We start from the raw sequence: 17,678 nt of genomic DNA, 5'->3' as shown, positions 1-17,678 counted from the left end.
TTTTCCTTCTATACAAACATTTTTTCCAACATCGATTTCTTAATAATAATAAGTTTTTCTAACTTACGCTGATTAAGGGTGATAAGGTTGTCGATACCTTCTAAATATCGTCCAATTTTCTCCTGTTCTGCCTTTTCTGGCAATACAACAGGAAAGTCTACAAGTATGTTTTGATTAAGATGTTTTATGGTTCCGCCTGTAGCCTTTTGACCAACATAATCCATTAAGAAAGGAGCTTTTAAATATTGGAATAAATATTTTCCGTCAACAGAATTTTTATCTCTTATCTCAACATTAAACACCCCAGCATTAAGTGTTGCAGGTAGCTTTAATCCTTGAACATAAGCGACTTTTCCTAATGTTCCGTCTTTTGTTATAAGAATACTTCCATTACTTATTTGTATATGAGGATCCTGGTCATATCTTTCCTTTTCGACATAATGACAAGTAGCGTAGTTTATTTTTCCATCATCAAAATCTGTTCCGGTGATAAGCATATAATTTCCCTGATCTAAGAACTCCGATGTACGAAGATTTTGCCATCCAATTCTTGCGTGCATTGTTGCTATCTCAGATAACTTACGCTGTTCCCAATCGTCAGTAAATCCAGAAAATCTAATCTCAGGCGTTTTTTCTCCTTTTTGAGGAAACATTTTTTCTAGCATGGATTTTTTTATATTTATTAGTTTGTCACACTTACGCTGATGAAGGGTGATAAGGTTATCGATGTTCGAAAATGTATCTGATATTTTCTCTTGCTCTTTCAAATTTTTTGGTAATCTGATTTCAACTGATGCCAGCGATTTTTGACTCACTCCCTTAGCGGTTCCGCCACTGGAAAGAGCTGTCAAATCTGCGAATACAGTAGGCGTTCTCAGAACGGTTGCAAGAAAATTTTCTGTTATAAGATTATCTTTAACATCAAAAGCTATGGTTCTCTGACTAAGAATATATCGCTGATTATCAGGCACTTGCGCAACATTTCCCATAGGCGCCTCTGTAGTAAAAAGAACCTGTCCTTTATGAAGTTCATTCCCGGTCATCCATTTATCATACAGTTCCTGGTTCCCATAATGAACATCCTGATTGAAGTCAATATATCCATCTTTTACATTAAGAGCAGATAATGCTAAATAGCCTTCTTCACTCCAATCCATTCCTAACTTTTTAGGTGTTCTTCCTCTGAAATCAGTTATTTTTTGGATGCAGTCAAGCAACTTACGCTGTTCCCAATCGTCATTTAACCCCAAAAATCTAATTTGTGGCTGTCTATTTATCATTTTCATTATCCTCTAATAACTTTTTTAATTCAAAAACACCTTGCATATCATAGCTGTTGCCAGTAAGCTCTCCTAACATTTTTCCAAGATCAACAGAAATATTTTTTATTTCTTTATCAACATCCTCATATGTAGTTTCATATTTTTCTGCAATAGTTTCTAAGTTTAACACCAAATCTTTTATTATCTGAACCGGAATATCTGCAATCCCTTCTGCAATCGGCTCAATCCACTTTTTCTCAAATAAAAGCGTAGCTTCCTCATCTGATAAATTTTCAATTTTATTCTTTGTAGCAATTTCTAACTCCACTTCTTTTTCCTTAATATCCTTTTTTAGCTTCTTCTCTTCCTTATTCAGTGAATCTACCTTCTTAAGGACATCCAAAGTTTCATCTTCCACATCATTATTTTTTATTGCTCTAGCTACCTCTTTAAAATCAAAAGCCGTGTTATCATCATTAATAAAATCACCGGCTTTATCCTCCTCAGATAATTGATCTAAAAGCTCTTCATATCCCGAAGATATTTCTGATATCCTGTTATACAGCTTACTGAGTTCCTTCTTTTCTCCCACTAAAAAAGTATTCTGAACAAGTTCAAATGGGAATATATGTCCAATATACCCCTCTTGGACTTCAACTTCTTTACCTTTTTTCTTTTTTATTACCATATTGGGATCAACTTTACGAATGGCTTCATGCCCTTCAGTCTGTATTATCTCGAGATCGATGGAAATTAGTTGCCACATATCATCTACAATCTGATAAGCAATATATGGATCACCAAGTTTCAAACATACAAATCTCTTAAAGATTTCTGTTGCAATGACATCTTCCTCTGCTGCAATATTTAGGTCGTCCTGTCTATCAATAAGTTCTTTTTTTAAATATATATTAAGATCAGCAAAAGCATTCTCATATGCAGAAATAAAATCTTTTACATCCACATGCTCATTTATAATGTGCTTAATATTCTTATCTGCAAATGTAAGATACTGCTCCAAAGGATCAATAAATAAAGCATTTCTAAGATTAGGAAATGCCTTCCAATAATCCTTTAGATCATCCACCTCAGCTCTGGGGATTCCCCCAAACATAGAAGCATATATATCCCAACTTTCTGCTTTTTCGGAAGAGTCAACATAGCGAGGGATATTAAGATTGTATTCATTTTTTCTTATCAGCTCTCTTGATACAACTTTAGAGAATCCTGCTATATCTTTTCTCTCAATTACTGTATCTACAATCTTCTTTATATCACAAGCTCTAAGTTTATTATTCTTTCCAACCTTTTCAAACCCTTTAGAAGCATCAATAAACAATATATCAGTATTGTCCCTTTTTTGTTTCAATACCATTATTATCGTTGGAATACCTGTTCCAAAAAAAAATATTTGCCGGAAGCCCAATAATAGTATCAATTTTATTATTTTCTATAAGATTTTTTCTTATACTTCCTTCTTCATTCCCACGAAATAATACACCATGTGGAAGTACAATCGCCATAATACCATCAGGCTTAATATGATACAGATCATGTAGAAGAAACGCATAATCCGCCTTTCCTTTTGGTGCAAGACCATATCCGTTATATCTGGGATCAGAATCTTTTTCAGCCGGATCCCATTTCTGAGAATATGGAGGATTGGAAACAACCGCATCTACATAAAGTGGTTTGTATGTTCCGATGCGATCACCCTCTTCAAAATATGGCCAATCTTCTTCTAACGTATCTCCATTTCTGGTGAAAATATTACTTGGAAGAATTCCTCTCATTACAAGATTCATTCTTGTAAGATTATATGTATTTTGTTTAAGCTCTTGAGCATAATACTTAATCCTATCACTATTTCCAAGATTCTTTTCTATACTCTTACCGATATTGATAAGCAAACTTCCGGACCCGGAAGTCGGATCAAATATCTCTATTTCATTCCTATCTTTCAAATGATTTGCAACAATTTCACTCATAAGTACAGAAACTTCATGTGGCGTGTAAAACTCTCCCGCTTTTTTTCCTGCATTTGCCGCAAAATTCGAAATAAGATACTCATAGATAAAACCAAGAACATCATAATCTTGTTTTCCATCCATAGGAATATCCGCAATAAGTCTAAGCAGCTCTCCAATTGCTTTTGTTTGATTTGCCGCCGTATCGCCCAACTTAGACAATCCAACTCTTAATGTCTCAAAAATATTATCAAAAACCTTTTTCTGTAATGGATTAATGCATCTATCAAATGCTGACAATGCATCTCTAACATCTGCCACATCAAAATCATTACGTTTATCAATCCATGTAGAGAAAAGATTTTGATATGAGATAAAGTATCCAATATTATTCTGGACATCCTCCATTATTTCAGTATCATCCTCAGTTACGGTATTCATATCCTCTTTGGTATATCCCAGTTCAATCAAATACTTCTCTTCTTTATCCGAAAGAAACTTATAAAAAATAAAGCCTAAAATATAATCCTTATATTCATTGGCTTCAATCTTAGAACGCATCTCATTTGCAGATTCCCATATTTTTGCAGCAAGTTGTTGCTTATTCATAAATAAAAACTCCCTCTATTTCTTCAAAGTATCTTTTTATTCAAAATGATTTATTTTATTATATTTCTTTAATGAATACTTAAGTAGATTATAAAACTTTGTATCTAATACACACTGTTCCATAAATGCATTTTCGGATCTCACCTGTCGTTTTATAACCACCGGTCTACTATTATAATATGCATCAACAAATGCGAAATATCTTCCTACCGGTTCATAAATTGGATTATTGCCATTATCTATAAATTTTCTAATAAACCCTAATTCATCAGCACTTAACCTATCCATATAATCCCAAAGCCTTTGGACTGCTTCATTCATTTGTTTCTCGTTATAAGTTTTGTCTTCAATGTAATCTTTAACCCTATATATTATCTTTTTAGCCATAAACTGAATCAGTGTAATAAATAAAAAAATAATTCCTACTCAAACAAGAATAAAAATATTTTTCCCCAATTTGACAATCAACCAATACGATTCTGGAGTGAATGCATAAGTAAGTGCACCTGCAACTAAAGCAAATACTGTTGGAATCAGTCGTTTTTCCAATAAAACTTTTATCATTTCAGAAAAAATGTTGCACTACCCTTCCCCCTGCTTTTATTATCATTAACTATAATTGAATCAATGCTAAATCTATACGCCTTTAATTATATCACAGCAATATTCCCCAAAGTGTGTAAATATGCATTCTCAATATGCATAGTTTTTCAAAACAATACAATTTTCAAAATCCACTATAGCCTTAAAATACCAATTATCGCTGTTCGTCAGATAGATTGGTTATATCATAACCATATTTACTATCTCTTTGGACGTTATTGCGGCTTCGATCCCCGACTTTCCCAAAGACGAGATTCAAAAAATCTTTGATAGCATCACAAAAAATAATAATTAAAGTAAACTGTAAACAAAACGGAGACAGCTCATATGAGTTATCTCCGTTTGTTGATAGAGCGGCTCTATCATCTATATATCATGCCCCACTTTGTGCTCGTTCCCTTCATCCCATTCATCGTAGATATCAATTGCAGGATTCATTTTAAGTTCTTTGTAGAAATCGCTGTTATAGAATCTTTCTATCGCGTCAACATCACGCTCAGGCCCGTTCTTTACCGTTGTATATATACTTAGATTAACTCGGTCAAAATACTTCAGTCCTATCTCAATATCTTTTTTGAGCTGTTCGATAGTCTGACCTTCCATCCCGAACATAATATTGATCCATTGAAAATGCTGTGCTATCTGCTCAGGTGTAACGCCCGGAAGTCCTTTATGCAGAATATCTTCTCTGATATGCTCATCGAAGGTTTCAACGCCGCAGCGAAAAACCGTATTAATACCATACTGCTTAAAAAACTCGGTGAAAAAGCGATTTGCATCTCTATAAATATAATGTCCTTCAAGGATAACTGTCTTAATTCCCTTATCCCTGCAAGTTTCCCTGATGTAGTTGATCGTAGTAAACGGAAGCTCGGTATATGACGCCGAACAGGTAACTTCAAGAACCGATGCCCCCACTTCCGCTCCTTTTACCTGAGCGAGTACTTTTTTATTTACCGAATCACATGCAAGGACTGACGAGGATTTATCATCCTGATAATCGCAAAAAGTACATTTTCCCCAAGAACAGCCAAGAGATACCAATAATACATTTTCTCTTTTCATAGAGCTCGTGTTTTCATCTACAAGCTGATAGCGTACAAGATCGTAGATCATGCAACTGCCTCCTGCTCGTCATCATCTTTTTCCAAAAGAATTCCACTTTTGCGGTTAAGATATCCCGCTAGGTACAAAAACGGTGTATCGCAGGCCGCGATAAGCATCTCTATAACAGATCCCGCAAGAGCAACTTCGAGACAATATAAAAGCGGAAATGTTCCGATAAATGCAAGTATTGAAAATCCGAAGTTCTCAGCGCAGTTGCAAAGGATGGTAGAGATGTTATTTCTGAACCACATATATTTTCCACCTGTCTTCTGCTTAATCTTCTGATAAAGAATAACGTCCACCCAGTTTGATAACACAAACATTACTCCGGACGCTGTCGTAATTCTCACAGACATAGCAAAAATGCTTTTCATGGCACCATCTACCGTATCATATGAATTCGGAACAAAAAGCTGTGTGAATATTGCAAAGATAATATAGGCAATGAGCGCTGCCGCCGCGATCTTCACAGCATTCTTGCTTGCTTTGTCACTGTACTTCTCATTGAGAATATCTGTCGTAAGGTATGTCGAAGCAAACATGACATTTCCAAGAGCCGTTGAGATACCGCCGATATCAACCTGCTTGGAAACCTGAATATTTGCAAAAAACAACTGCAAGTGCCATCCATGTATAGAGCCCCCACTTTCCAAAAAGCTTGTCCATTACAAGGACTCCCGAAAAACATACGATAAGTTCCAATATGCCCAGTAATAAATTCATTTTCTATGACCTTTCTTTAATAATAAAAGTTTGTATCAAATAATTGCGCAGGGAAAATCAGAAACAAAAACAGAAAAAGCTCTGCGAATGTACGCAGAGCTATCAGAATGCATGATAATACATGTTATTTCCAATCAGCCCTGGTTTTGTTTAACGACAGGATGGTGCAAACGAACTGTCGGGTCATTACTGATATGACCTTGGGTATAGTACTACGAGTTTTGGGCGGTGTCAAGACGTGTTTTATTTCGTATATTATTTTTCTTAATGATAATCATTGACACTATTTCTAAAACATGGTATAAGTGTACTAGGAGTGTTAATACACTATTACTAAACAATAACCCCCCTTTAACATATTTATTCAATCTATTACAGCAAAAGAAAGTATAAAGATATGAACAGACACATGGCAGCACAACCGGCACAATTCATGCCGAACAATCGCATAATAAATTTTAACGAAAGTAAAAATATAAGGCAACGGAACCAAACAAAAAAAACTGCTCCAAAAAGGAAAAACAAACTCAAAAAAAATGTAATTTTTCTTTTTATAGAATTAATCATACTGATATCACTCGGAGCACAGGCATTCCTGATTTTATCCAAAAAAAGTAACGTTGAGATTGCTGCAGAGACAAAAATTCCATCTTGGATAGATGTTCAACTTATAGATCAAGGCAACCCATCAAGAAGTGGTGTGATTCTTGAAGGTATAAATGACATTGTAATCCATTATGTCGGTAACCCAAGGACTACCGCACAGCAAAACAGAGATTTCTACAACCAGCAGGATTCAGATGTATGCTCACATTTTGTTGTAGGAATGGATGGCGAGATAATAATGTGCGTTCCTCTCACTGAAAAGTCCGCTTCAAGTAATGACAGAAACAAAGACACCATTTCTATTGAGGTATGCCACCCGGATGTCACAGGCGAATTTACAGATGAGTCTTACCAGTCTCTGATAAAGCTCGTAAACTGGCTCAGAGCAACATTTAATCTCAGTACGGACCATGTTATAAGGCATTACGAAGTTACCGGAAAAGAGTGTCCGATGTATTATGTAAAAAATCCGGAAAAGTGGGATCAGTTTAAGGCAGATCTAAAGGCTGCCGAAGAGGGAAAAGAAGTTACAAGTACATATCCCAAGCATGCATCTGAAGACGACATAAATTATGGTCTGGATGATAGTGATGATACTGAAGATGATACTGAAGATTATTCTGCGGAGAATAGTGAGGATGTAGATTATAGTGAATCTAATGATTATTATGCAGATAATGCGGAATATATAGAGTATTCGTATGAGACACCGGTTGAGGAGTATGAAGAGATTTATTATTAAAAGAGAGTGAGTTGGGGAATTGCGAGCGGTTATGCGATGATGGCATAGTGCGAGCGCCCATACAAGAAAAAAGCACCACATCGTACATTGCTTATAAATAATCAGTACGATGTGGTGTTTTTCTCTTGTCGTCCGTTGTCGCAAAGCTCTGCCAAGCGCATAATCAATCACGCTCCTTCGGAGCTTTTCAAAATAAAAAAGAGAACTGCCCTTTCAAGCAAGCTTGAGGGCAGTTCTCTTTTTTATTTTGACCACTACGTGGCGATTGATTATGTGCTTGGCGAGTTTTGCTCGTTATCGCTTACATCATCCCCATACCGGGGCCCCCAGCGGGCATTGCGGGAGCGGGTTCTTTGATTGTTGCTACGGCTGCTTCTGTTGTAAGGAAGCTTGATGCAACGGATGTAGCGTTCTGGATAGCGCTTCTTGTAACCTTGGCAGGATCGATGATTCCGTCCTTAACCATGTCTACGTACTCTTCTGAGTATGCATTGAAGCCTACGCCGACTTTGCTCTCTTTAACCTTGTTAACTATAACAGATCCGTCAAGACCTGCGTTGTTAGCGATGTGGAAAAGAGGAGCCTCAAGTGCCTTAAGAACTACATTTGCACCTGTCTTCTCATCTCCCTCAAGGCTTGCAGCAAGTTTCTCAACTTCCTTAGATGCATGGATATAAGCTGATCCACCACCGAAGATGATACCTTCTTCTACTGCCGCTCTTGTAGCATTGAGAGCATCTTCCATTCTGTACTTAGCTTCTTTCATTTCAGTCTCAGTTGCAGCACCTACTCTGATAACGGCTACGCCGCCTGCAAGCTTAGCAAGTCTCTCCTGAAGTTTCTCTTTATCGAAATCAGATGTTGTATCTTCAATCTGCTTCTTGATCTGAGCAACTCTTGCTGCGATCTCATCTTTCTCTCCAAGACCGTCAACGATTGTTGTCTTCTCTTTTTCTACCTTGATGCTCTTAGCTCTTCCGAGGTCATCAAGTGTTGTATCCTTAAGCTCAAGGCCAAGGTCTGAAGAAATAACCTTACCACCTGTAAGGATTGCGATATCCTCAAGCATAGCTTTTCTTCTGTCACCGTATCCGGGAGCCTTAACCGCTACTACATTGAATGTTCCGCGAAGCTTGTTAACGATAAGTGTTGTAAGAGCCTCACCGTCTACATCCTCGGCAATGATAAGGAGCTTAGATCCTGTCTTAACGATCTGCTCAAGAAGAGGGAGGATATCCTGAATGTTTGAAATCTTCTTATCTGTGATAAGAACATAAGGATCTTCAAGATTTGCTTCCATCTTGTCCATATCTGTAGCCATGTAAGCTGAGATATATCCTCTGTCAAACTGCATTCCTTCTACAAGGTCAAGCTCAGTCTGCATTGTCTTTGACTCTTCGATTGTGATAACGCCGTCGTTTGAAACCTTCTCCATAGCGTCAGCGATCATCTGTCCTACTTCATCATCTCCAGATGAAACAGCGGCAACTCTCATGATCTGATCCTTGCCCTTAACCTTTGTAGCCATCTTTCCGATTGCTTCTACAGCGCACTCTGTAGCCTTCTTCATACCCTTTCTGAGTACGATGGGGTTAGCACCTGCAGCAAGATTCTTAACACCTTCATTGATCATTGCCTGTGCAAGAACTGTAGCTGTTGTTGTTCCGTCACCTGCTACATCGTTTGTCTTTGTAGCAACTTCTTTTACAAGCTGAGCGCCCATGTTCTCATAAGCATCTTCAAGCTCGATCTCTTTTGCAATTGTAACACCGTCGTTTGTGATTGTAGGTGCACCGTATGATTTATCAAGAACTACGTTTCTACCCTTAGGTCCGATTGTAACTCTGACTGTATCTGCAAGCTTATTAACGCCTTCCACCATAGCTGTGCGGGCGTCTGCGCCGTACTTAATTGTCTTTGCCATTTATTTATCCTCCGAATGTGTTTGATTATTTAATGATAGCAAGTATATCGTTCTGCTTAACAATAATATATGTTACATCATCAAGCTTTACTTCTGTTCCGGCATATTTTGAATAGATAACATTGTCACCCTTCTTAACCTGCATAGTAACTTCTTTACCGTCAACTACTCCACCGGGTCCGACAGCGATAACTTCTGCCTGCTGAGGCTTCTCCTTCTCTGCTCCGGGAAGTACGATTCCTGATTTTGTTGTCTCTTCTGCTTCAAGCTGCTTTAATACAACTCTGTCTGCAAGTGGTTGTAATTTCATTACAAATGCCTCCTTTATATGATGGTTTGAATAATCTTTTTAATTGTTAGCACTCTTTTAAGTTGAGTGCTAACCTCTAAGAACATATATTAGTGACTTCGCTTTATATGTGCAAACGCGAATATAATACCATATTTATTATATTCGCGTTTTTTCTTTCATATTCTCTTTTTTTCTCTCTTTTGCATCATATACTTTTTTATGGCTTAAAATACGTAATCGCAACAATCTTATCATCCACTGCAAACGTGATTCCGCAGTCCTTGAAATCATAATTCATGATATGGCTTCCCTCATCAGCTTCACTTGAAGGCTCTCCGTAAGCGGCTCTTAATTCTTCTTCCGTACTTCCGACGGAAATGCCTTTGGAAGTCTTTAAGTTCTCATCATGAACCGTAAGCTGTGCAGGCTTTTTAACCCCATCGACCTCTTCAGTGAAAAGAATCATTCTATCGGTATCAATATAATAGATATTTCCGGAATTATCGCCCGTCTGATTATCTTCCGTACTGATAACGCTCAGTATCGTTTCAATATCATCATTTATTGAAGCAACTTTTCCGTTGTATTCAAAAGAACCGGCAGGAAGCTCAGGTTCCTCGGAAGTTGCTTCCGTAGCCGATTCTTCTCCCGAAGCTCCATCGGATGATTCTTCCGAGCTGCTTTCACTAAATAACCCTTCTATGTCAATGTCCTTTTCATCATTGATAAAAGACTCAACAAATTCACCTATATCGGATACTTCCTCTATATCCGGTAATCCCTCGATTTCGGGCAGTCCCTCTATTTCAGGTAGCTCATCACATCCGGAAAGTGCGAACATCAGCACTGTTGCCATTAAACATGTCAAAATTCTTTTTTTCATACAACCAACTCCCTTTCAAAAACCCCAACTAACAAAAAAGACCGCACAAACAGCAGATCAACCCGCTATTTTGCAGTCAAACCATCTCTTTATATAAATATAAAAGATTTACGACTTTGCGCCCATACATTGCTATATGTTTGCCCTGTTTTATATATGTTAATTTTAACATAACTGTAAAATATTATCAATCTCAGCCACTCCATGTCAGGCATTCTCCTTTATTTGCAAATATTCCAGCCTTATAATCCACTTTTATGGCACAAACTCTTGCATCATTCGAAAAAATTATTTATAATCATTTTATTAACATATATTTTACAAAAATGTAGAGAAACTTCGTCTCTAAGATTGGAAAATGCTATGGAAACTAAAATAATATTCATCAATGATGAACTTACATCGCATAAAAAAGAACTTGAGAGCTGCAGAAAAGAGATCAACGAACTCCTGACAAAGTTCGAAAAAATGGAGCTTGATCCCGCCAACAAAAGCTACGTACGCATGATGGCAGCCAAGATCAACATAACAATGCACGATATTGATTCAAATATCCGAAAGATATCTTTTGCATATAATATCGCGGAGCAGTATGCCGAGAGGCTCATCAACTATTCATATATGAAAAACACGCTTCTTACGAATGATACCGAAGATGAAAGTCCGGATACAAAGCATTCCCAAAATTGAATGTCAAAACATCAAAAAAGCTCATAATAATACCTCCTGCCAACTTCTAATGACAGGAGGTTTTATATACCTAAAATATTTACATAAGTTTCTTTCGTCCGAGCATTTTTCTGATCATGCCCTTGGACATCTCAAAGCCAAGCGATCCCGAATTAACAACAATCATATCTTCAGGCGCGCCCATAAGATCCGATGCTTTCCAGATCCAGCCGCCCCACTCTTCCTGGGAATAAACCTTATTAAATTCATCCCAGTCGGTAAATACCGGAGTTGCGTTAGTTTCATTCTTTCCGCTTCCTTTGGAAAGGCAGGGAATGGAAATCTTTGTCCCCTTTTTCACCGAACCCTTTGCATCAATTCTTTTGGCAATCTGGTCCATCCCTTTGACAGGCACCAGAAACGAAGCACTTCGAAATGTTTTGACTATATCTTCTTCAAGCTTCTTAAGCATTTCTTTTTTCCCGTCATAATCGGCACTGTAAAGGCGCTCTTCCTGGAACTTTGCCACCGAGCGGAAAAAATCCGGATTCATCACGGGACGGTTTATTGCAGGCGTCTTGCTAAAATCCGGCGCCGGGATTATTTCTTCGCTCTTAATAGATATCGCAGAATATGCTAGGATATCTACCTGAAAAACCGCTACTCCGCGCATATAAGCCGAGATACCAAAGAATCTGAACAGATCGCTGTGAGGTATTTCAGTTACTTCAAATGTTGTTCTGAACTGTTTCATAAAGTAACCGACACATTCATCGGCATACTCTCTTTCCGTAAAAACCCAGACCCTGTTTCCGTCATCGATAAACGGCGAATGAGTTATCCTGTCTGTAACCGTCCAAAGACATTCCGCTGACTTAAGCCTTTCTATTATGATCTTCTTAAGTACGTCTATTGCCTTAACAAATCTGACTGCGTGCGCATCCTTCTTCTTTAAGGTATCCTTGCTTATACCTACAAATAATCCCTTTTCGACTGCATAACACGCATTTGAATGAATCGTAATAATATCCTGGATCGGGAGCTTTTTAATCTCCTTCATGGTTTCTGTTTCATCCGGACTTATCCTTGGCACATACCTGTCACTTATGGCATGTGCATGCTGTGTTCTCTCTTCTCTTGTCATTAATAAAAAAATATCCCTTTTGTCTTTTGCTGTTTCTTCTGCTACGTTATTAGGAAATTAATTATATAAACTTCCTATTAACATCTTACCATGTGCGCCCTCTTATAGCAATAATTAGCCCTCTTAAAACCTGCCATAATTATTTCATACTCTTTTAATAATAAATAAATTGCATCCACAGCACTTATATTACATAATACTGTTAAGAAAATGTCGCTTTCAAAACATGGATGTTTTGAGTTTACAGATGTATCGCATGTACAAGGAGGGCAATGTTATGAGCACAAATATATTTAACAGTCTATCGGGCTCATACAATTACATGTCCGATATGAGCAATCTTATTTCGGATTATTCAAGCATAAAAAACGGCTCTTACAGGTCGCTTATGAAATCATATGTGAAAAAAGTCGGCAATCAGGCAGCACTTGATGCATATCGCGAAACAGGAAGCACTGCAAACGTTTCTGTTTCAGATCCCGACAAGGCTACAGATTCAAAGAAAGTAACTTCTACATCAAATACCAAAGACACAAGCAAAGTTACTGCAGACAAATACGAGAAATTCAAATCAAACTGGCTTGATAACCAGCTTAAACAATATGAAAAAGACGGCAGTAAAACTACTGCCGCCGACACATCTGTATCAATTGATACAACAACTTAATTTGTTTTATGCGGAATCTCTTTTCCCGCAAGATCGATATAGTTCTCTTTAAGAGCTATAGCCCAGTACTTTTCCGGAATATCCGGCCATTTAACTGCTCCGCGCTCCTGCTCGCACAATCGCATGGCGCGGAGCATAACTGTTTCAGTAAGATCTACTCCCGTCCTTATCGTGTGCATCGCAAGTGCGGCCCAGGCAGGTGCAATATTGCAAAGGCCCGACTCCTTAAATTCCTTTAAAATTTCTTTCCTGTTATATTCAAGCTGAATAAGCTCTTCTTCCCATGTCTTCCCGTTTCCGTGAAGAATGCAGAACTGCGTCTTTCCTCCATGGAACCACGGAATACCTATAGATCCGGGTCCTACCGTTTTTTTTCCCTCTGTAAACATATGCATCCTGAATATGCACATGCCCGTGAAGAAGGAGCGACGTGTTCATATGCGCAAGTATCCTCTTCGTATTTCTCTTTTCTCTGATAAGCACCTCACTGGTATTCTCGGGCGAACCATGACAATACTGAAATTTCGGCATTCCCGGCATCTCATATATTCCCTGATTCTGAAGCGAAGCAAAAAAATCAAAATCTTTCTCCGTAAGATTATTATAAGTATAAAGAAGACTTCCGCTCGAAGATCCGGCTTTCCAGCCTTCTCCGCCTCTTTTCTTGTAGTTAAGAAGGTACTCTTCTCTGTTTCCGCGGATTATGCAGGTATTAAAGTACTGCTTGAGAACATAAATAAGTTCCATTGTCTTCTGAGGATACGGGCAATCCGACACATAATCCCCCAAGAGTATGAAATTCGTTATTCCTCTCTCCATCGTATAATCAATGCAAGCCTGCAACGCAGAATGATTGCCGTGTATATCGGCAAATACCGCAATATCCATCATATAAGACTAAAACTCCGTTCATCAAACTGTCTTGTAAAGAGATCGTAATAATACCCCTTCAGCGCCATCAATTCCTTGTGTTTTCCTCTTTCAGTAATCTTACCGTCTCTTACTACCAATATTATATCAGCATCTACGATAGTTGACAGCCTATGTGCTATAACAAAAGAGGTTCTGCCCTTGGTAACAGTGACTATAGCGTCCTGTATAGCCCTCTCCGTAACAGTATCTATCGAAGACGTTGCCTCATCCAATATAAGTATCTTGGGATCTGCAAGTATAGCCCTCGCAAAAGAAAGCAGCTGCTTCTCTCCCGTTGACAACATGCCTCCGTCCTCGCCGACGTCACTGTCAAGGCCCTTCTCCATCTTTTTGATTATATCCTCGGCAGATACAAGCCTTAACGCCTCCATAATCTCTTCATCCGTCGCATCTGCCTTACCATACCTGAGATTGTCTCTGACAGAACCCGAAAACAGATGCGGAGTCTGAAGCACATATCCCAGATTACTGTGAAGCCACAGAAGCGACCTCTCCGCAGCGTCACGTCCGTCAATAAGAATCTGACCTTTGGTGGGTTTAAAAAAATCTGCAGACAAGATTGACAAGCGTAGACTTACCCGCACCTGTCTCGCCGACTATCGCCACATTTGTTCCCTTCGGCACCTTTAGATTAAAATTCTCAAGAACATATTCATCTCCGTCAGGATATCTGAAAGACACATCCTTAAACTCAATATCTCCTACCAGAGGTTCCCAGTTTTCTTTCTTGGGATTAAAAGTATCACCGTACTTCTCTATTACTTCTTTCGAATCGGAAACATCGGATTCCGTCTCCAAGAGTTTAAAAAGTCTCTCCACATTTACCTGTACCGCGATCATCTCAGATATTGTGACAATGACATTCTGCACAGGCTCAAGAAGACCAAGTGCATATGAGATAAACACAGTCAGCGTTCCGATCTGCATAAATCCTTCGGTTGACAGTTTTCCACCCTTCCAGAGAATAAGCGCAAGCGAAAGTGTGGAAAGCATCGTTATAAGTGATGAAAAAAGAGCCGAATAATGCGTGGAATGAACCGATTCCCTTCTCATTTTCTCGGTATCTTTTTCAAAATCGTCTGTAATCTTACCTTCAACGACAAGTGACTTTATCGCCTTCGCACCTGTGATCCCCTCGTTGAAATTACCGGTTATGGTCGAATTTATCTCCCTGATCTTTCTGTTAAGAACAAGAAGTCTCTTCTGGAAATAAATTGCAATCACCGCAGCGATCGGCACCATTACGAGCACATAAGCCGCAAGCCTTGGATTTAATATGGTCATCATCACAAAAACCCACAGGATATAAGAGCCGTTCCAGATGACATCCATCATCCTCCATGCCACCATAACGCCTATTTTACCCGTATCACTCATAACACGCGCATGTATATATCCGACATTATTTCTGTTAAAGTAGTCAAACGACAGCTCCTGGAGATGGTTAAAAGAGGCATTTCTAAGGTCCCTGTCCATACACATCTCCACCTGTCCGCACAGTGCGCAGGTAACGAAATTATCGACAACCTGAACGATCAGCACGACCACATAGAGAATTATGAAAGCGGGAAGTCCCTTCAAAGTGTTTTTTACCACAAAATTATCCAGCGCATATCTGTTAAATATCGGATATACTGAGTCAAAAAGCGAACTTATCACACCCAAAAAGATCATGAGCAAAATCTTTTTGAGATAAGGCTTAATGTACGGATATAGTTTTGGTATGCCAAAAAATGGCAGCTTTACGTTTTTTTTCTTCGTTCATATTCCCTGCGTCTGTATTTCGTAGATTTTTTTGTACATTCCATCCTGCCTGATAAGGCTGTCATGATCTCCCATCTGAACAAGATTGCCTTTATCAAGCACGATTATCTTATCGGCGTGCATAAGTGTTGTTATTCTGTGAGAAATGATTATAACCGTGGAATCCCCTGAGTTTTCGGACAGCGCTTTTCTTATCTTGATGTCAGTCTCCGTATCAACCGCTGACAGCGAATCGTCAAACACCATGATCGGAGGCTTTGACAGAAGCATCTGTGCTATCGCCGTTCTCTGTTTCTGGCCACCGGAAAGGGTGACGCCACGCTCTCCCACATAGGTGTCATATCCCTTGTTAAAAGAAAGAATCGTATCATCAAGCGCCGCTATCCTAGCAGCTTCCCTTATCTCCTTCATATCCGGATCCTTCTTGGTTATTCCAATGTTTTCTGAAAGAGTTCCGGAGAAAAGAAAAGGTTCCTGAAGCACAAGTCCTATGTTCTTCCTTAAATACTTCGCTTTGATATCGGCTATATTCATATCTCCTATATAAATACTTCCGTTTTCTTCAGGCAGCTTGTAAAGCCTGTCCAAAAGATACATAAGAGTTGATTTTCCCGAGCCGGTTCCGCCCAGAATTCCGACTGTTGTTCCTGCCTTTATTGTAAAACTCACGTTATTTACAACTTCATCCGAACCGTTCTCATATCTGTATGAAACATTCTCGAATCTGATATCTCCGCGCATATCGGGCTCAGTCGCATTTTCGCTGTCTTTCTCAGCTTCAGAGTTTATGATGTAACCGATACGGTCTATGGCAACTCTCGCCTTACTCATCTCGGAAATTATCCTTCCCAGAGCCCTTACGGGCCAGGTAAGCATCGCATTATAAGCGACAAAAGCAATATATTCGCCGACAGTAATATAGCTTCTTACGCAGAATACTGCGCCGAAAATCGTGATCATCATGACCTGAAGTCCGGAAATAAGGTCATTTGAAGCCCAGAATGCCGCCAAAATATTTATAAGCTTTATCCAGAGATTGGTGTAATCATGATTTCTTTTTTCAAAGCGGTCTCTTTCGTACTTCTCTCTCCCAAAAGCCCTTACGACTCTGACACCCGTAAGATTCTCCTGTGCGGTAGCCGAAAGCCTTCCCTCTTCGGCGTCAGCCTTCTCGAAACCTGCTCTTATTTTGTTGTGAAAATAGCATGAATACAAAACTATGACAGGAATAAACGTCGCAGAAATAAGTGTCATGGTCTTATTTATGCCTAGCATGAAATAAACCGCGACCACTATCCTGATTATTATCCTTACCAGAGAATGAAGCTGCTCCGAAATAAACATCTTTACCGTGTCCACATCAGAAGTGCAGCGCTGAATGATATCACCTGTGTGATTCTCGCTGTGCCATGAAAAAGGCAGCTCCATAATATGTTCAAAAAGCTTGTCTCTCATTCTGCGAACGAATTTCTCCGCAGCGTAGGAGTTTATGAGTTTCATCAGATACCTGAAGATTGCTGCGGCAACCGCTATAGCTGCAACCACAGCCGCGACATATATAAGATGTTCACGCAGAAACTCTCTTCCTCCGACCTTTTCGACCAGTGTTTCCATTAATAACGGAACACTGCCCTTTTCCAAGGCAGTGTCCGCAATACAATAATCAACAGTATATTGAATTATCTTAGGGCCCAAAAAGTCCAAAACAGTCACAATGACTGAAAAGAATATACTTACAAAATATAGAAACAAGCATCCCTCAAGAAAATAAAAAATAATCATA

Annotated in this window: 19 protein-coding genes and 1 riboswitch; of the genes, 3 read left to right on the top strand and 16 right to left on the bottom strand. The window is 38.8% G+C overall.

Annotated elements, in window-relative coordinates:
• Positions 1 to 8: 8 nt before the first annotated feature.
• From CD00_RS0102525 to CD00_RS20060, 7 genes are all read right to left on the bottom strand, one after another.
• Complete coding sequence (locus CD00_RS0102525) at positions 9 to 1,280, bottom strand: restriction endonuclease subunit S (RefSeq protein ID WP_026654465.1); 1,272 nt, start codon at positions 1,278 to 1,280, stop codon at positions 9 to 11.
• On the bottom strand, positions 1,270 to 2,637 hold the full coding sequence (locus CD00_RS21015; RefSeq protein ID WP_330370284.1) for an N-6 DNA methylase: 1,368 nt from the start codon (positions 2,635 to 2,637) through the stop codon (positions 1,270 to 1,272). Before CD00_RS21015 ends, CD00_RS0102525 begins: the two co-directional genes overlap by 11 nt.
• Positions 2,606 to 3,838 carry a type I restriction-modification system subunit M gene (locus CD00_RS21010; RefSeq protein WP_330370282.1) on the bottom strand — a complete coding sequence of 411 codons (1,233 nt, stop codon included), beginning with the start codon at positions 3,836 to 3,838 and terminating at the stop codon, positions 2,606 to 2,608. Before CD00_RS21010 ends, CD00_RS21015 begins: the two co-directional genes overlap by 32 nt.
• Before the next feature lie 36 nt (positions 3,839 to 3,874).
• Positions 3,875 to 4,225 (bottom strand): hypothetical protein, encoded by a 351-nt coding sequence (locus tag CD00_RS0102515; protein WP_026654463.1) that lies wholly within the window; start codon positions 4,223 to 4,225, stop codon positions 3,875 to 3,877.
• Positions 4,226 to 4,807: 582 nt separating this feature from the next.
• Positions 4,808 to 5,557, bottom strand: a complete 750-nt coding sequence (locus CD00_RS16945) for a hypothetical protein (RefSeq protein WP_051594059.1) — start codon at positions 5,555 to 5,557, stop codon at positions 4,808 to 4,810.
• Entirely contained in the window at positions 5,554 to 6,162 is a 609-nt protein-coding gene (locus CD00_RS0102500; RefSeq protein ID WP_026654462.1) for a queuosine precursor transporter, read from the bottom strand. The genes CD00_RS16945 and CD00_RS0102500 overlap by 4 nt, the downstream gene beginning before the upstream one ends.
• Entirely contained in the window at positions 6,125 to 6,271 is a 147-nt protein-coding gene (locus CD00_RS20060) for a hypothetical protein (RefSeq protein WP_185750378.1), read from the bottom strand. Before CD00_RS20060 ends, CD00_RS0102500 begins: the two co-directional genes overlap by 38 nt.
• 700 nt (positions 6,272 to 6,971) lie before the next feature.
• Here CD00_RS20060 and CD00_RS16940 point away from each other — a divergent pair.
• A complete protein-coding gene (locus tag CD00_RS16940) occupies positions 6,972 to 7,619 on the top strand; it encodes a peptidoglycan recognition protein family protein (protein WP_242827228.1) in 648 nt (215 codons plus the stop codon).
• Between the two features lie 301 nt (positions 7,620 to 7,920).
• On the opposite strand, the gene groL is transcribed toward CD00_RS16940, so the two are convergent.
• The 3 genes from groL to CD00_RS0102480 all read right to left on the bottom strand — a co-directional run bounded on the left by groL (position 7,921) and on the right by CD00_RS0102480 (position 10,718).
• A complete protein-coding gene (gene groL / locus CD00_RS0102490; RefSeq protein ID WP_026654461.1) occupies positions 7,921 to 9,543 on the bottom strand; it encodes a chaperonin GroEL in 1,623 nt (540 codons plus the stop codon).
• Between the two features lie 25 nt (positions 9,544 to 9,568).
• Positions 9,569 to 9,853, bottom strand: a complete 285-nt coding sequence (locus CD00_RS0102485) for a co-chaperone GroES (protein WP_026654460.1) — start codon at positions 9,851 to 9,853, stop codon at positions 9,569 to 9,571.
• A gap of 199 nt (positions 9,854 to 10,052) precedes the next feature.
• Positions 10,053 to 10,718 carry a hypothetical protein gene (locus CD00_RS0102480; protein WP_026654459.1) on the bottom strand — a complete coding sequence of 222 codons (666 nt, stop codon included), beginning with the start codon at positions 10,716 to 10,718 and terminating at the stop codon, positions 10,053 to 10,055.
• Between the two features lie 68 nt (positions 10,719 to 10,786).
• Positions 10,787 to 10,873, bottom strand: a riboswitch (cyclic di-GMP riboswitch).
• A gap of 208 nt (positions 10,874 to 11,081) precedes the next feature.
• Here CD00_RS0102480 and CD00_RS0102475 point away from each other — a divergent pair.
• On the top strand, positions 11,082 to 11,408 hold the full coding sequence (locus CD00_RS0102475; RefSeq protein WP_026654458.1) for a hypothetical protein: 327 nt from the start codon (positions 11,082 to 11,084) through the stop codon (positions 11,406 to 11,408).
• A 79-nt stretch (positions 11,409 to 11,487) separates the two neighbouring features.
• Here the strand turns inward: CD00_RS0102475 and CD00_RS0102470 are convergent, their stop codons facing one another.
• Complete coding sequence (locus tag CD00_RS0102470; protein ID WP_026654457.1) at positions 11,488 to 12,531, bottom strand: SseB family protein; 1,044 nt, start codon at positions 12,529 to 12,531, stop codon at positions 11,488 to 11,490.
• A gap of 277 nt (positions 12,532 to 12,808) precedes the next feature.
• Between CD00_RS0102470 and CD00_RS0102465 the strand changes: the two genes are divergently transcribed.
• Positions 12,809 to 13,198 (top strand): hypothetical protein, encoded by a 390-nt coding sequence (locus tag CD00_RS0102465; protein WP_026654456.1) that lies wholly within the window; start codon positions 12,809 to 12,811, stop codon positions 13,196 to 13,198.
• Here the strand turns inward: CD00_RS0102465 and CD00_RS19030 are convergent.
• From CD00_RS19030 to CD00_RS16925, 5 genes are all read right to left on the bottom strand, one after another.
• On the bottom strand, positions 13,195 to 13,377 hold the full coding sequence (locus tag CD00_RS19030) for a hypothetical protein (protein ID WP_051594058.1): 183 nt from the start codon (positions 13,375 to 13,377) through the stop codon (positions 13,195 to 13,197). The genes CD00_RS0102465 and CD00_RS19030 overlap by 4 nt on opposite strands.
• Before the next feature lie 79 nt (positions 13,378 to 13,456).
• Positions 13,457 to 14,089: a metallophosphoesterase family protein gene (locus CD00_RS16935; RefSeq protein ID WP_051594057.1), complete on the bottom strand. Its 633-nt coding sequence runs from the start codon at positions 14,087 to 14,089 to the stop codon at positions 13,457 to 13,459.
• Positions 14,086 to 14,688: an ABC transporter ATP-binding protein gene (locus CD00_RS20855; RefSeq protein ID WP_255346791.1), complete on the bottom strand. Its 603-nt coding sequence runs from the start codon at positions 14,686 to 14,688 to the stop codon at positions 14,086 to 14,088. Before CD00_RS20855 ends, CD00_RS16935 begins: the two co-directional genes overlap by 4 nt.
• The gene (locus CD00_RS16930) at positions 14,669 to 15,805 is read right to left on the bottom strand and encodes an ABC transporter transmembrane domain-containing protein (protein WP_255346790.1); all 1,137 of its coding nucleotides are present in this window, start codon (positions 15,803 to 15,805) and stop codon (positions 14,669 to 14,671) included. Before CD00_RS16930 ends, CD00_RS20855 begins: the two co-directional genes overlap by 20 nt.
• Positions 15,806 to 15,892: 87 nt before the next feature.
• On the bottom strand, positions 15,893 to 17,677 hold the full coding sequence (locus CD00_RS16925) for an ABC transporter ATP-binding protein (RefSeq protein ID WP_034461931.1): 1,785 nt from the start codon (positions 17,675 to 17,677) through the stop codon (positions 15,893 to 15,895).
• Position 17,678 lies beyond the last annotated feature (1 nt).

Origin of the sequence: Butyrivibrio sp. AE3003 (assembly GCF_000686065.1) — a bacterium.
Taxonomy (GTDB): Bacteria; Bacillota; Clostridia; order Lachnospirales; family Lachnospiraceae; genus Butyrivibrio; species Butyrivibrio hungatei_A.
This window is presented reverse-complemented; position numbering and strand designations above follow the sequence as displayed.

What these genes read in the sequence shown, in the direction of transcription:
- CD00_RS0102525 (WP_026654465.1), bottom strand. Translation starts at nt 1,280, where the DNA reads ATGATAAATAGACAGCCACAAATTAGATTTTTGGGGTTAAATGACGAT.
- CD00_RS21015 (WP_330370284.1), bottom strand. Translation starts at nt 2,637, where the DNA reads ATGGTATTGAAACAAAAAAGGGACAATACTGATATATTGTTTATTGAT.
- CD00_RS21010 (WP_330370282.1), bottom strand. Translation starts at nt 3,838, where the DNA reads ATGAATAAGCAACAACTTGCTGCAAAAATATGGGAATCTGCAAATGAG.
- CD00_RS0102515 (WP_026654463.1), bottom strand. Translation starts at nt 4,225, where the DNA reads ATGGCTAAAAAGATAATATATAGGGTTAAAGATTACATTGAAGACAAA.
- CD00_RS16945 (WP_051594059.1), bottom strand. Translation starts at nt 5,557, where the DNA reads ATGATCTACGATCTTGTACGCTATCAGCTTGTAGATGAAAACACGAGC.
- CD00_RS20060 (WP_185750378.1), bottom strand. Translation starts at nt 6,271, where the DNA reads ATGAATTTATTACTGGGCATATTGGAACTTATCGTATGTTTTTCGGGA.
- groL (WP_026654461.1), bottom strand. Translation starts at nt 9,543, where the DNA reads ATGGCAAAGACAATTAAGTACGGCGCAGACGCCCGCACAGCTATGGTG.
- CD00_RS0102485 (WP_026654460.1), bottom strand. Translation starts at nt 9,853, where the DNA reads ATGAAATTACAACCACTTGCAGACAGAGTTGTATTAAAGCAGCTTGAA.
- CD00_RS0102480 (WP_026654459.1), bottom strand. Translation starts at nt 10,718, where the DNA reads ATGAAAAAAAGAATTTTGACATGTTTAATGGCAACAGTGCTGATGTTC.
- CD00_RS0102475 (WP_026654458.1), top strand. Translation starts at nt 11,082, where the DNA reads ATGGAAACTAAAATAATATTCATCAATGATGAACTTACATCGCATAAA.
- CD00_RS0102470 (WP_026654457.1), bottom strand. Translation starts at nt 12,531, where the DNA reads ATGACAAGAGAAGAGAGAACACAGCATGCACATGCCATAAGTGACAGG.
- CD00_RS0102465 (WP_026654456.1), top strand. Translation starts at nt 12,809, where the DNA reads ATGAGCACAAATATATTTAACAGTCTATCGGGCTCATACAATTACATG.
- CD00_RS19030 (WP_051594058.1), bottom strand. Translation starts at nt 13,377, where the DNA reads ATGCACACGATAAGGACGGGAGTAGATCTTACTGAAACAGTTATGCTC.
- CD00_RS16935 (WP_051594057.1), bottom strand. Translation starts at nt 14,089, where the DNA reads ATGATGGATATTGCGGTATTTGCCGATATACACGGCAATCATTCTGCG.
- CD00_RS16930 (WP_255346790.1), bottom strand. Translation starts at nt 15,805, where the DNA reads ATGATCTTTTTGGGTGTGATAAGTTCGCTTTTTGACTCAGTATATCCG.
- CD00_RS16925 (WP_034461931.1), bottom strand. Translation starts at nt 17,677, where the DNA reads ATGATTATTTTTTATTTTCTTGAGGGATGCTTGTTTCTATATTTTGTA.